This is a genomic window from Nocardioides sp. (assembly GCF_036405735.1).
Lineage (GTDB): Bacteria > Actinomycetota > Actinomycetes > Propionibacteriales > Nocardioidaceae > Nocardioides.
The window spans coordinates 64,932-76,037 of record NZ_DASWXC010000015.1 but is presented as its reverse complement, the minus strand read 5'-3'; the positions used below and the strand labels follow the sequence as shown (position 1 = coordinate 76,037).

General features: G+C 72.2%; 14 protein-coding genes and 1 tRNA gene. 9 read left to right on the top strand and 6 right to left on the bottom strand.

Features of this window, described 5'->3' with window-relative positions; translation table 11 throughout:
* Positions 1–63 precede the first annotated feature (63 nt).
* The gene (locus VGE38_RS02945) at positions 64–1,914 is read right to left on the bottom strand and encodes a phosphoenolpyruvate carboxykinase (GTP) (RefSeq protein ID WP_331141039.1); all 1,851 of its coding nucleotides are present in this window, start codon (positions 1,912–1,914) and stop codon (positions 64–66) included.
* A gap of 179 nt (positions 1,915–2,093) precedes the next feature.
* Between VGE38_RS02945 and VGE38_RS02940 the strand changes: the two genes are divergently transcribed.
* The 5 genes from VGE38_RS02940 to VGE38_RS02920 all read left to right on the top strand — a co-directional run bounded on the left by VGE38_RS02940 (position 2,094) and on the right by VGE38_RS02920 (position 6,559).
* Positions 2,094–2,426, top strand: a complete 333-nt coding sequence (locus VGE38_RS02940) for an ArsR/SmtB family transcription factor (protein ID WP_331141038.1) — start codon at positions 2,094–2,096, stop codon at positions 2,424–2,426.
* A 4-nt stretch (positions 2,427–2,430) separates the two neighbouring features.
* Positions 2,431–3,633, top strand: a complete 1,203-nt coding sequence (locus tag VGE38_RS02935) for a hypothetical protein (protein WP_331141037.1) — start codon at positions 2,431–2,433, stop codon at positions 3,631–3,633.
* A gap of 61 nt (positions 3,634–3,694) precedes the next feature.
* Entirely contained in the window at positions 3,695–4,177 is a 483-nt protein-coding gene (locus tag VGE38_RS02930; protein WP_331141036.1) for a cation:proton antiporter regulatory subunit, read from the top strand.
* A gap of 6 nt (positions 4,178–4,183) precedes the next feature.
* Entirely contained in the window at positions 4,184–5,332 is a 1,149-nt protein-coding gene (locus VGE38_RS02925) for a cation:proton antiporter (protein ID WP_331141035.1), read from the top strand.
* Positions 5,333–5,389: 57 nt separating this feature from the next.
* A complete protein-coding gene (locus VGE38_RS02920) occupies positions 5,390–6,559 on the top strand; it encodes an acyl-CoA dehydrogenase family protein (RefSeq protein WP_331141034.1) in 1,170 nt (389 codons plus the stop codon).
* A gap of 30 nt (positions 6,560–6,589) precedes the next feature.
* Here the strand turns inward: VGE38_RS02920 and VGE38_RS02915 are convergent, their stop codons facing one another.
* Entirely contained in the window at positions 6,590–7,003 is a 414-nt protein-coding gene (locus tag VGE38_RS02915) for an ArsI/CadI family heavy metal resistance metalloenzyme (RefSeq protein WP_331141033.1), read from the bottom strand.
* An 81-nt stretch (positions 7,004–7,084) separates the two neighbouring features.
* Here VGE38_RS02915 and VGE38_RS02910 point away from each other — a divergent pair, with 81 nt between their 5' ends.
* The 4 genes from VGE38_RS02910 to VGE38_RS02895 are packed head-to-tail and all read left to right on the top strand — an operon-like array spanning position 7,085 to position 9,025.
* Positions 7,085–7,441 carry a metalloregulator ArsR/SmtB family transcription factor gene (locus tag VGE38_RS02910; protein WP_331141032.1) on the top strand — a complete coding sequence of 119 codons (357 nt, stop codon included), beginning with the start codon at positions 7,085–7,087 and terminating at the stop codon, positions 7,439–7,441.
* Positions 7,438–8,136 (top strand): aquaporin, encoded by a 699-nt coding sequence (locus tag VGE38_RS02905; RefSeq protein WP_331141031.1) that lies wholly within the window; start codon positions 7,438–7,440, stop codon positions 8,134–8,136. The genes VGE38_RS02910 and VGE38_RS02905 overlap by 4 nt, the downstream gene beginning before the upstream one ends.
* Positions 8,133–8,531 carry an arsenate reductase ArsC gene (locus VGE38_RS02900; protein WP_331141030.1) on the top strand — a complete coding sequence of 133 codons (399 nt, stop codon included), beginning with the start codon at positions 8,133–8,135 and terminating at the stop codon, positions 8,529–8,531. Before VGE38_RS02905 ends, VGE38_RS02900 begins: the two co-directional genes overlap by 4 nt.
* An 8-nt stretch (positions 8,532–8,539) precedes the next feature.
* The gene (locus tag VGE38_RS02895; RefSeq protein ID WP_331141029.1) at positions 8,540–9,025 is read left to right on the top strand and encodes a GNAT family N-acetyltransferase; all 486 of its coding nucleotides are present in this window, start codon (positions 8,540–8,542) and stop codon (positions 9,023–9,025) included.
* Between the two features lie 38 nt (positions 9,026–9,063).
* Here the strand turns inward: VGE38_RS02895 and VGE38_RS02890 are convergent, their stop codons facing one another.
* From VGE38_RS02890 to VGE38_RS02875, 4 genes are all read right to left on the bottom strand, one after another.
* Positions 9,064–9,411 (bottom strand): non-heme iron oxygenase ferredoxin subunit, encoded by a 348-nt coding sequence (locus tag VGE38_RS02890; RefSeq protein ID WP_331141028.1) that lies wholly within the window; start codon positions 9,409–9,411, stop codon positions 9,064–9,066.
* Positions 9,412–9,418: 7 nt separating this feature from the next.
* Positions 9,419–10,444, bottom strand: a complete 1,026-nt coding sequence (locus tag VGE38_RS02885) for a YihY/virulence factor BrkB family protein (RefSeq protein WP_331141027.1) — start codon at positions 10,442–10,444, stop codon at positions 9,419–9,421.
* A 104-nt stretch (positions 10,445–10,548) separates the two neighbouring features.
* Entirely contained in the window at positions 10,549–10,902 is a 354-nt protein-coding gene (locus tag VGE38_RS02880) for an arsenate reductase family protein (RefSeq protein ID WP_331141026.1), read from the bottom strand.
* Between the two features lie 67 nt (positions 10,903–10,969).
* Positions 10,970–11,042: transfer RNA gene (locus tag VGE38_RS02875), tRNA-Arg, on the bottom strand.
* Positions 11,043–11,106: the final 64 nt, after the last annotated feature.

Genomic DNA, 11,106 nt, shown 5'->3' with positions numbered 1-11,106 from the left:
CAGCGGCGCCGCCCGGTTCACACCGGGCGGCGCCGCTCACATCGACAGTCGTCGGCTCCCGACTCAGCCCTGCTGAGCCGCCTCCTCGACGGCCCGGGCGACCCGGCGGTGGGCCTCCCAGATCGCCTCCGGAAGACGGTCGAACTGGCTGAGGTGCTCCTCGCGGAAGCCGATCTCCTGGCGCCAGCGCTCGAGGTCGATGGTCAGGATCTTGTCGAGGTCACCCTCGTCGATCTCGATGCCCTCGAGCAGCAGCTCGTCCTTGGCCGGGATGGTGCCGACCGCGGTCGGGACGCCCGTGACCTCGCCGTTCTTGAACTGCACCAGCCACAGCAGCGCGCGCAGGTTGTCGCGGTAGCCGGGCCACAGGAAGTGGCCGTCCTCGGGGTCACGCTGGAACCAGTTGACGTGGGCGAAGATCGGGCCGTCGGTGGCCTGGCCCAGGATCTTGAGCCAGTGGGCGGCGTAGTCGCCCTCGCCGTAGGACATGAACGGCCGCATCGACATCGGGTCGTAGCGGAGGATGCCCTCCTTGCCGTCGGCCGCGAAGGTCGCCTCGGCACCCAGCGTCAGGCCGTCGTACACGCCCTCGGCGAGGTCGGTGATCGCGCGGACCAGCGGCTCGCGGTCGCGGGTGCGGCCACCGAAGATGATCGCGTCGACCGGGACGCCGCGCGGGTCGTCGTAGTCCTTCGCGACGTTCGGCACGTTGTCGAGTGCGGTGGTGAAGCGGCTGTTCGGGTGGGCCCACGGGTCGCCGGCCTGCTCGGGGGACCGGTCGGCGATGCGCTCGCCCTTCCAGTCCAGCCAGCCGTCGAGGTCCGCCGGCGGGTTCTTCGACTTGCCCTCCCACCACACGTCGCCGGTCTTCTCGTTGTAGGCGACGTTGGTGAAGATCGCGCCGCTGCCGGGCGCGATCGAGTCGAGCGCGGTCGGGTTGGTCGCCTCGTTGGTGTCCTTGGCGACGCCGAAGACGCCGTTCTCGGGGTTGAAGGCGTAGGCGCGGCCGTCGTTCTCGTCCACCCAGATCCAGGCGATGTCGTCGCCGTAGAACTCGACGTAGTAGCGGTCGCCCAGCGCGTCGGGGGCCAGCGTCATCGCGAGGTTGGTCTTGCCCGAGGCGCTCGGGAAGCCGCCGGCCACGTGGTACTTGCGGCCGGTCTCCTTGTCGACGATGCCCAGCAGCATGAACTGCTCGGCGAGGAACTTGCCCGAGGCCCAGCCGTCGTACGACGCCAGCCGCAGGCCGTGGGCGATCTTGCCGAGCAGCGCGTTGCCGCCGTCGGAGGAGCCGAAGTGCAGGATCGTGCGCTCGTCGGCGACGGTGACGAAGTACCGCTGGTCGTCGGCGGTGCCGTGACCGAGGTTCTCCAGGTCGCCGGTCACGTGGACGGCGCGCACGAAGGAGTTCGGGTCGGCGAGGTTGTTGATGTACTCCACGCCGACGCGGGCCATCCGGATCATGTGCAGCACGACCGTGCGGGCGTCGGTGAGCTCGACGCCGGCGGCGTACGGCTCGAGCGGCGAGCCGGGAGGCGCCATCAGGTAGGGGACGACGTACATCGTCTTGCCCGCCGATGCCCCGCGCATCTTGCCCTCGAGCAGCGGCTTCATCTCCTCCGACGGGCGCCAGTTGTTGTAGGCGCCGGCGTCGGACGGGTTGCTGGTCGCGACGATCGTCCGCTCCTCGGAGCGGGCGGTGTCCTTGTGGTAGCTGCGCGAGTAGTAGCGCCCCTCACCGGCCGGCAGCAGCTCGCCGGCCTCCAGGCACTCCGCGACGAGCCGGGCGTCGTCGGACGCCTGTACCACCTCGATGCGCTCGGCCCCCGTGAGCTCGGCCCAGTAGGCCACGTAGTCGCGCACGACGGGGTTCTTCAGGCCCGCCTCGTCGAGGACCTTGTCCACATCCACCATCTATTCGAGCCCTTCAAGTCGGTACAGACGTGTCCGGCACGCTACCTGGGTTGAAGAATGTTTCAAGTGGTGTACGGTCCCCCGAACTGAGGCGTTTCTCACGCCGGCCGCAATGGATCGATCCAATGCCAAGAAATGTCCGCGGACCGTGCGCAGAATGCGTCAGAAGGAGGTCGAGGATGCATCCGAGCGTGCCGTTGTACGACGCCAAGGCGGAGCTCTTCCGAACCCTCGGCCACCCGATCCGCATCCGCGTGCTGGAGCTGTTGCAGAACGGCCCGACCGCCGTCCGCGACCTGCTCGCCGAGCTCGACGTCGAGGCGTCGAACCTCTCCCAGCAGCTGGCCGTGCTGCGCCGAGCCGGGCTGGTCAGCGCGACCCGCACCGGCTCGACGGTCCGCTACGAGCTGGCCACCCCCCAGGTCGCCGACCTCCTGGCCGCCGGGCGCGGCATCGTGCAGGCCGACGCCGGGCAGCACGCTGACGGCGACTTCCTGGACCCGCCGGCCTGAGCCGATGCGCGCTCGCCCGGCCGCCCACAGGGCCGCTTGCCTGGTCGCCGTTCTCGCCACCGTTGCGGCCCTCGCCGGGTGCCGCGACGCGGGCGAGCCGGCGCCGGGACCACTCGACGTCGCGTGGCAGGAGGTCGCCCTCCCAGCGCCACCGGGTGCGCCGGGCCGCATCGCCGTGCGCGACGCCCTCCGATGCGGCGATCGCTGGTGGCTGGCCGGCGGGGTGTTCCTGGCCGACCCCTCGCCGGACCGGGACTCCCGGCCCGCGTTGTGGAGCTCGGTCGACGGCGTCACCTGGTCGGCTGTGCCGGTGCGGCCCACGACGTACTGGGGCCGGCGGGCGATCCTGACCTCGATCGCCTGCTCGCAGGACCGGATCGCCGTCGTCGGTGCGAGGTCCGGCGGCGCGCACGGCAACCCCCGGGTGACGACCTGGCGCCTGCAGCCGGCGCGGGGCGGCAGTCAGCCCGGAGAGCTGGTCGACGTGGTCGCGGCCTCGAGCCAGTACGGCGGCGACAAGGCCACCAACGTCGGGCCGGTGACCGGCGGCGCCGGTGGCTTCCTCATCGTCGGGAACCGCACCTCCGGACCGGCGGTGTGGCTCTCCGCCGACGCCCGGGAGTTCACCCGGGTCGAGGCCGCCGCGGGCCTGGCCGACGACGCCCGGCACCGCGCACTGGCACAGGCCGCCGTCGCCAGCGGCACCGGCTGGACCGTCGTGGGCGGCGGCTCGACCCCGGGCGACGTGGACCGGCAGCCGCAGGCCTGGCGCTCGTCGGACGGCCGGTCCTGGTCGCGCGAGAAGGTGCCCGGCAGCGACGCCTACGAGGACCTGCACCGGGTGGTCGACCGGGACGGCGCCCTGCTCGCGCTCGGCCTGCGCGGTGACCGGTTCGGCGCCTGGTGGCGCGGCGATCGCTGGCACGAGGGCGCGTCGTTCGGCGACGTGGACCCGGCCGGCGGGGCGAGCCCCTTCGTGGCCTCCCTGACGCTGACCGGCCGCCGGATCTGGACCACCGTGAGCGACGCCCGTCGCTACGGGCTGTGGCACTCCACGGACGGCGTCACCTGGCAGCCGGTCCCGACGCCGGTCACCCCGGCGACCGGCGGCGAGCGCATCCTCGCAGTGGCCGGCGCGGCCGACGGCGTACTCCTGGTCGGCGACGACGGCGAGCGCGGCAGGGTGTGGCGCGCCCCGGTCTCGTAGTCGTCGGCGTCGAGCCCGGTCGGCCGGACAGTAGGGTCGAGTCGGCGAGAGGAGCGGGACCGTGAACGTCGAGGAGACCAAGCTGCCCGGGATCGGGCTGCGACACGACTTCCTCACCGGCGCCGGCCGGCGCATCGGCGTCGTCTCGACCAAGACCGGGGCGCGACACCTCGTGGTCTACGACGCCCAGGACCAGGACGCCGTGGAGGTGAGCGTCGAGCTGAGCAGCGCCGAGAGCCAGGTGCTCGCCGAGCTGCTCGGCGCTCCGCGCCTCATCGAGCGACTCGCCAAGCTGCGCGAGCAGGTGGAGGGCCTGACGACGAGCGGGATCCCGCTGAGCGCCGACGCGCCGTACGTCGGCCGGCCGATGGGCGACGCCGCGATCCGCACCCGCACCGGCGTCTCCATCGTCGCGGTCTTCCGCGACGACCGGGTCCACCCCTCTCCGGGCCCGGAGTTCGTCCTGCAGCAGGGCGACAAGCTGATCGTGGTCGGCACCGAGGAGGGCGTGCGCGAGGCGGCCGCGATCCTCGACCCGAGCTGAGCCCGGGTGGACCACACCGCCGCACTGCTCCTGGAGCTCGGGGCCGTCCTGTTCGCCCTCGGCGCGCTCTCGCGCGTCGCTGCCGGCTTCGGCCTCTCACCCATCCCGCTCTACCTGCTGGCCGGCCTCGCGTTCGGCACGGGCGGGCTGCTGCCGCTGGAGGCACCTGAGGGCTTCTTCGACACCGGCGCCGAGATCGGCGTGGTGCTGCTCCTGCTGCTGATCGGCCTGGAGTACAGCGCGGGCGACCTGGTCGCCACGCTGCGCACCCAGGCGCCGTCGGGGGTGCTGGACCTGCTCCTCAACGGTCTGCCCGGCGCCCTCTTCGCCCTCGTCATGGGCTGGGGCACGCTCGCGGCGGTCGCGATGTTCGGCATCACCGCCATCAGCTCCTCGGGGATCATCTCCAAGGTCCTCACCGACCTGGGCCGGCTCGGCAACCGGGAGACTCCTGCCGTCCTGGGCGTGCTCGTGCTGGAGGACCTGGCGATGGCGGTGTACCTGCCGGTGCTGACGGCGCTGGCCGCCTCCGCGGGCGGGCTGTCGACGCTGCGGTCGGTCTCGGTCGCGCTGGCGGTGCTCGCGGTCGTGCTGGTCGTGGCACTGCGCTACGGGCACGTGGTGACCTCCGTCGTCACGGCGACGTCCAACGAGGTGTTCCTGCTCCGCCTGCTCGGCCTCGCGCTGCTGGTGGCGGGAGCCGCCGAGCTGGCCCACGTCTCCGCGGCCGTCGGGGCGTTCCTGCTCGGGATCGCGCTCTCGGCCGACCTCGCCGACCGGGTCCACACGCTGCTGGAGCCGTTGCGCGACATCTTCGCGGCCGTGTTCTTCGTCTTCTTCGGGCTCTCCACCGACCCTCGGCAGCTGCCGGGCGTCCTGCTCCCGGCCCTGGCGCTGGCGGTCGTCGGGATCGCCACCAAGATCGCCACCGGCTGGGTCGCCGGCGCCCGGGCGGGCGTCTCGAGGCCGGCCCGGCTGCGGGCAGGCGCGGCGCTGGTCCCGCGCGGCGAGTTCTCGATCATCGTCGCCGGGCTGGTCGCGTCCTCGGTCACCGCCGAGCTCGCACCGACCGCGGCGGCGTACGTCCTGGCGCTGGCGGTGATCGGCCCGCTCGCACCGCGGCTGCTGGAGCCGGTCGCGCGTCGGCTGCGGTAGCCGCCGACGCCGAACTGCCGCCGAACTGCTCGGACGTCCATCTACTACGGTGGCGCCATGCCCGCCCGTCATGTCGTCCCCACCGAGGAGGCCGCCGAGCTGCTGCGGCTGGTGCGCCGGATCTGCGCCGACGAGCTCGCGCCGCGCGCGGCGCAGGCGGAGGCCGAGGAGGCCTTCCCGCGTGAGGTCTTCCGGCTGCTGGGCCGCACCGGCCTGCTCGGCCTCCCCTACCCCGAGGAGTACGGCGGCGGCGGGCTGTCCTACGGGCTGTACCTGCGGGTGCTGGAGGAGATCGGCGCGGTCTGGGCAAGCGTCGGCGTCGGGGTGTCGGTGCACGCCCTGTCCTGCTATCCGCTGTTCACCCGCGGGACCGAGGAGCAGCGGCGCCGGTGGCTGCCCGAGCTGCTCGGGGGCGACTTGCTCGGCGCCTACTGCCTCTCCGAGCCGCATGCGGGATCGGACCCCGCGGCGATGCGCACCCGGGCGGTGCGCGACGGCGACGACTGGGTGATCACCGGCGCCAAGGCGTGGACCACCCACGGTGGCCAGGCCGACTTCTACACGGTCATGGCTCGCACCGGCGAGGCACGCGGCGACATCTCCTGCTTCCTGGTTCCGGGGGACGCCGACGGGCTCTCGGCCGACGTACCGGAGCGGAAGATGGGGCTGACCGGCTCCACCACCGCGACGGTCCGGCTCGACGGGGTCCGGGTCTCCGGCGACCGCCTGGTCGGGGCCGAGGGCGAGGGCCTCCGGATCGCGCTGGCCGCCCTGGACTCCGGTCGGCTGGGCATCGCGGCCGTGGCGACCGGCCTGGCGCAGGGAGCACTCGACCGGGCCGTCGATTACGCCCGGCAGCGCGAGGCGTTCGGCGCCCGCATCATCGACCACCAGGGGCTGGCCTTCCTGCTGGCCGACATGGAGGCGGCGACCGTCTCCGCCCGCGCCACCCTGCAGGCGGCCGCGGCGCTGCGCGATGCCGGACTGCCGTTCGCCCGGGAGGCCTCGGTGGCCAAGCTGGTCGCCACGGACAACGCCATGAAGGTGACCACCGACGCCGTGCAGGTGCTCGGCGGCGCCGGCTACACCAAGGACTTCCCGGTCGAGCGCTACATGCGCGAGGCCAAGGTGATGCAGATCTTCGAGGGCACCAACCAGATCCAGCGGATGGTGATCGGCCGCGGCCTGGACCGCGACGAGCCGGCCGGGTCGATCACCGTCGCCTGAGCGCCGGATGCAGGGTCGGGCGCCCGCCGGTCAGGCGCAGCAGGCCGACGTCACGGAAGCCTCGACCGGCGCGTCGGCGAGGACGGTGTAGACCTCCCACCGCTCCCCGTCGGGGGTGCCCTCGACCCAGAACTTGTCCTGCTGGGCGTAGCAGCACGTCGTGTCGCGCTCCTCGGTCGAGGCCAGGCCGGCGCCGGTGACGCGGGCGTGGACGGCGTCGACGGTGTCGGTGTCGGCGACCTCGACGCCGAGGTGGTTGAGCGAGCCGCCGTGTCCCGGGTTCTCGATGAGGACGAGCTTGAGCGGCGGCTCTGCCACGGCGAAGTTGGCGTAGCCGGGCCGCACCTTGGCGGGCTCGGTGTCGAAGAGCCGCCGGTAGAAGGCGATCGAGGTCTCGAGGTCGTCGACGTTGAGGGCGAGCTGGAGGCGGGACGGGACGGACATGTGATGCTCCTGTCGGTAGATATCGATGGTTGTCGATATCCGACCTTGCACCTAGACATAGACGGATGTCAACATAGATGCATGTCGAAGTCTCTGCTCGAGCTCACGCCGGTCGAGGCCGTCGCTTGCTGCTCCCCGCTGACGAAGGCGCCGCTGAGCGCGGAGCAGGCCGAGTCGATCGCGCCCCTGCTCAAGGCGCTCGCCGACCCCGTTCGGCTGCGGCTGCTCTCGCTCGTCGCGGCGCACGAGGCGGGCGAGGCCTGCGTGTGCGACCTCGGCGACGCCTTCGACCTCTCGCAGCCGACCATCAGCCACCACCTCAAGGTGCTCCACGAGGTGGGTCTGCTGGACCGCACCAAGCGAGGCGTTTGGGTCTACTACCGCGTCCGCACCGAGGCGCTCGGCGACCTCGTCGCCCTGCTGGGGGGAGCCGCGTGACGTCCACGCTCCGGCAGCGGTTGCTGGCGGAGTACGTCGGAACGCTGTTCCTGACCGCGGCGGTGATCGGCTCCGGCATCGCCGCCGTGCGGCTCTCGCCGGGCGACGTCGGGGTGCAGCTGCTTGAGAACGCCCTGGTCACCGGTGCCGTCCTGGTGGCGCTCATCCTCACCTTCCAGCCCGTCTCGGCGGCGTTCAACCCCGTCGTCTCGGCGGTCGGCGCGGCCCTGGGCGACATCTCCTGGCGCGAGGCGGGCCTGCAGTCGCTGGCCCAGGTCGCCGGCTGCGTCAGCGGGGCCGTGCTCGCCAACGTGATGTTCGACCTGCCGGCGGTCACCGTCTCGGACACGGAGCGCTCGGGCGGTCATCTGCTGGTGGCGGAGACGGTCGCCACGGTCGGGCTGCTGCTCGTGGTGTTCGTCGCCGCTCGCCGTGGCCGGGGCGCCACCATCGCGGTCGGCGTCGCCGGGTACATCACGGCGGCGTACTGGTTCACCTCCTCGACGAGCTTCGCCAACCCCGCCATCACGGTGGCCCGCACGCTCTCCGACAGCTTCGCCGGCATCGCGCCGTCCTCGGTCCCCGGCTTCGTGGTCGCCCAGCTCGTCGGCGCCGTCATCGCGCTCGGCCTGGTCCGCGCCCTCACCCCCACGCCTGTCCCCCACCCAGTCATGAGCAAGGGAGCCCTGTCATGAGCAAGCCGACGGTGCTGTTCGTCTGCGTCCACAACGCCGGCCGCTCCCAGATGGCCGCGGGTTACCTGCAGTCGCTCGCCGGCGACCGGATCGAGGTGCTCTCCGCCGGCTCCCAGCCGGCCGACCGGATCAACCCGGTCGCCGTGGCGGCGATGGCCGAGGAGGGCATCGACATCGCCGGCCGCCAGCCGAAGGTGCTCACGACCGAGGCGGTGCAGGAGGCCGACGTCGTCGTGACGATGGGCTGCGGCGACGAGTGCCCCTTCTTCCCGGGCAAGCGCTACGAGGACTGGGTGCTCGCCGACCCGGCGGGCCAGGGCATCGAGGCGGTGCGGCCGATCCGCGACCAGATCAGGGCCCGGGTCGAGGCGCTGGTCGCCGAGCTGGCCGGCTGAGGCCGCCGATGCGCGTCGAGGCCATGACCGCGGCCCACGCCGCGGCGGTGCTCGCGATCTACCAGGCCGGCATCGACACCGGACAGGCGACCTTCGAGACCGCGGCACCGGGCTGGGCGGCCTTCGACGTCGCCCGGCTGCCCGCGCATCGGTTCGTCGCGCTGGACGACGACGGTGAGGTGGTGGGCTGGGTGGCCGCCAGCGCCGTCTCCGACCGGTGTGCGTACGCCGGCGTGGTGGAGCACTCCGTGTACGTCTCCCCCGCCGCGCAGGGTCGCGGGATCGGCCGGGCGCTACTGCAGGCCCTCATCGCGTCCACCGAGGCCGCCGGCATCTGGACGATCCAGTCGGGCGTCTTCCCGGAGAACGCGGCGAGCCTGGCCCTGCACCGCTCGCTCGGCTTCCGCGAGGTCGGGCGACGAGAGCGGATCGGCCAACTGGGAGGCCGCTGGCGTGACGTGGTCTTGCTTGAGCGGCGCAGCCGCGTGGTGTGACCAGAGCGGCGCAGCCCCGTCGTGTGACGGCAGCGGGGTCAGGGCCTGACGTTGGGGAAGAGGTAGACCTCGCCGTCGCGGACCTCGACCTTGTGCGGCACCGTGTCGACGGTGGCGGGCAGGCCCTCGACCGCGCCGGTCTTCAGGCAGAACTGCGAGGAGTGCAGCGGGCACTCGACCTTGCCGTCCTCGACCCACCCCTGCGACAGCGAGGCCACCTGGTGGGTGCAGGTGTCGTTGAGCGCCCAGACCGAGCCGTCCTCGTCGCGCAGCAGCGCGATGTCGTCGTCGGTGCCGGTGATGTCGCTGGAGATGGCGATGCCCTCACCGACGGGGATGTCGTCGAGGGCCGCGACCCGGATGCCGTTGTTCTCGGTGGCGGTCATGCCCCCATCATCGCGGGTCGACCTCGGTGCTCTCGCCCCGGCTCTCGCGCAGAGCGCGGGCGCGGGCCACGTCCTCGCGCTCCTTCTCCGCCGCCTTGTCGCTCTTGCGGGTGTCGCGCGGCGGCAGCTGGATCTCCGACTCCGCGGCGATGCCGGCCTGCAGCTCCCGGCCGCGCTCGAGCTCCGCGTCGAGCTCGGCACCGAAGAGCAGCGCGAGGTTGGTGATCCACAGCCACAGCAGGAACACGATGACGCCGGCCAGCGACCCGTAGGTCTTGTCGTAGCTGGCGAAGTTGGCGACGTAGAGACCGAACAGCGCGGAGGCCACCACCCAGGTGAGGATCGCGACGATCGCGCCGATGCTGATCCAACGGAACTTCGGCTGCCTCACGTTGGGCGTCGCGTAGTAGAGCAGCGCCACGATGACGACCACCACGATCAGCAGCACGGGCCACTTGGCGATGCCCCAGACCGTCACGAACGTCGACCCGACGCCGATCGCGTTGCCGACCGCCTCGGCCGCGGGACCGGTGACCACCAGGCCGACGGCGACGATCGCGGTCAGCACGACGGTCACGACGGTGACCAGCAGCATCGCCGGCCGCAGCTTCCAGATCGGCCGTCCCTCGTCGACCTCGTAGATCCGGTTCATGCCGCGGCCGAACGCGCCGACGTACCCCGACGCGGACCACAGGGCGACGGCAAGACCGATGACCAGTGCGAACCCGGAGCTCTGGGAGCCGGCCAGCTCGGTCAGCGTCGGCTCCAGCGTCTCCGCCGCGCTGCCGGCGCCGACGTCGCGGAGGATCTGCAGCAGCGTGTCGACCGTCTCCCGTCCCTGCCCGACCAGGCCCACGAGGGACAGCAGCGCGATGGCGGCGGGGAACAGTGCGAGGACGGCGTAGTACGTCAGCGCCGCCGCCAGGTCGGTGCACTGGTCGTCCATGAACTCCCGCACGGTCTTGCGGGCGACGTAGGTCCACGACGGCTTCTTGAGATCCGTCGGCGACTCCGGCTTGGCATGGCTGCGCATCGCGTCCTCCCCCGGCTCGGCTTCGCGGCTCCCTCCGAGCGGTGCCCTGCCTCCGCGGTCGCCATGCCTGCCGCGGTACGCCGGCCGGGCGAGCCGAGCAGGCTTTAGAGGACCGAGCGGACCGACTCGTCGGTGCGGGCGACCACGGCGTGCCCGTCGTCGGCGGTGATGATCGGCCGCTGGATGAGCTTCGGATGCACCGCCAGCGCCGCCAGCCACTGCTCGCGGTGCGCGGCGTCCCGTGGCCACGACTTCAGGCCCAGCTCCTGCGCGACCGGCTCCGCCGTACGCGTGATGTCCCACGGCTCCAGGCCGAGGCGGCCCAGCACGTCGGTCAGCTCGGCCACGGTCGGCGGCTCGTCGAGGTAGCGGCGCACGGTGTAGTCGGCGCCCTCGGCGTCGAGGATCGACAGCGCGGTGCGGCACTTCGAGCAGGCGGGGTTGATCCAGATCTCCATCGACGGTGATCCTCGCACAGAAAAGGCCCCGACCGACCTGCTGGTCGACCGGGGCCTTCGTGCTCTGCGCGCCTGTAGGGATTCGAACCCCAAACCTTCTGATCCGTAGTCAGATGCTCTATCCGTTGAGCTACAGGCGCATGTCGAAACGACTAGAGGAGGATAGCGGACGGCTTCGGGGTTGCCGAAATCGTGCCCCTCCAT

Excerpts from the sequence above, each read along its gene's own strand:
- VGE38_RS02945 (WP_331141039.1), bottom strand. The coding sequence starts at position 1,914 with ATGGTGGATGTGGACAAGGTCCTCGACGAGGCGGGCCTGAAGAACCCC.
- VGE38_RS02895 (WP_331141029.1), top strand. The coding sequence starts at position 8,540 with ATGCGCGTCGAGGCCATGACCGCGGCCCACGCCGCGGCGGTGCTCGCG.
- VGE38_RS02935 (WP_331141037.1), top strand. The coding sequence starts at position 2,431 with ATGCGCGCTCGCCCGGCCGCCCACAGGGCCGCTTGCCTGGTCGCCGTT.
- VGE38_RS02910 (WP_331141032.1), top strand. The coding sequence starts at position 7,085 with ATGTCGAAGTCTCTGCTCGAGCTCACGCCGGTCGAGGCCGTCGCTTGC.
- VGE38_RS02900 (WP_331141030.1), top strand. The coding sequence starts at position 8,133 with ATGAGCAAGCCGACGGTGCTGTTCGTCTGCGTCCACAACGCCGGCCGC.
- VGE38_RS02880 (WP_331141026.1), bottom strand. The coding sequence starts at position 10,902 with ATGGAGATCTGGATCAACCCCGCCTGCTCGAAGTGCCGCACCGCGCTG.
- VGE38_RS02885 (WP_331141027.1), bottom strand. The coding sequence starts at position 10,444 with ATGCGCAGCCATGCCAAGCCGGAGTCGCCGACGGATCTCAAGAAGCCG.
- VGE38_RS02915 (WP_331141033.1), bottom strand. The coding sequence starts at position 7,003 with ATGTCCGTCCCGTCCCGCCTCCAGCTCGCCCTCAACGTCGACGACCTC.
- VGE38_RS02940 (WP_331141038.1), top strand. The coding sequence starts at position 2,094 with ATGCATCCGAGCGTGCCGTTGTACGACGCCAAGGCGGAGCTCTTCCGA.
- VGE38_RS02890 (WP_331141028.1), bottom strand. The coding sequence starts at position 9,411 with ATGACCGCCACCGAGAACAACGGCATCCGGGTCGCGGCCCTCGACGAC.
- VGE38_RS02920 (WP_331141034.1), top strand. The coding sequence starts at position 5,390 with ATGCCCGCCCGTCATGTCGTCCCCACCGAGGAGGCCGCCGAGCTGCTG.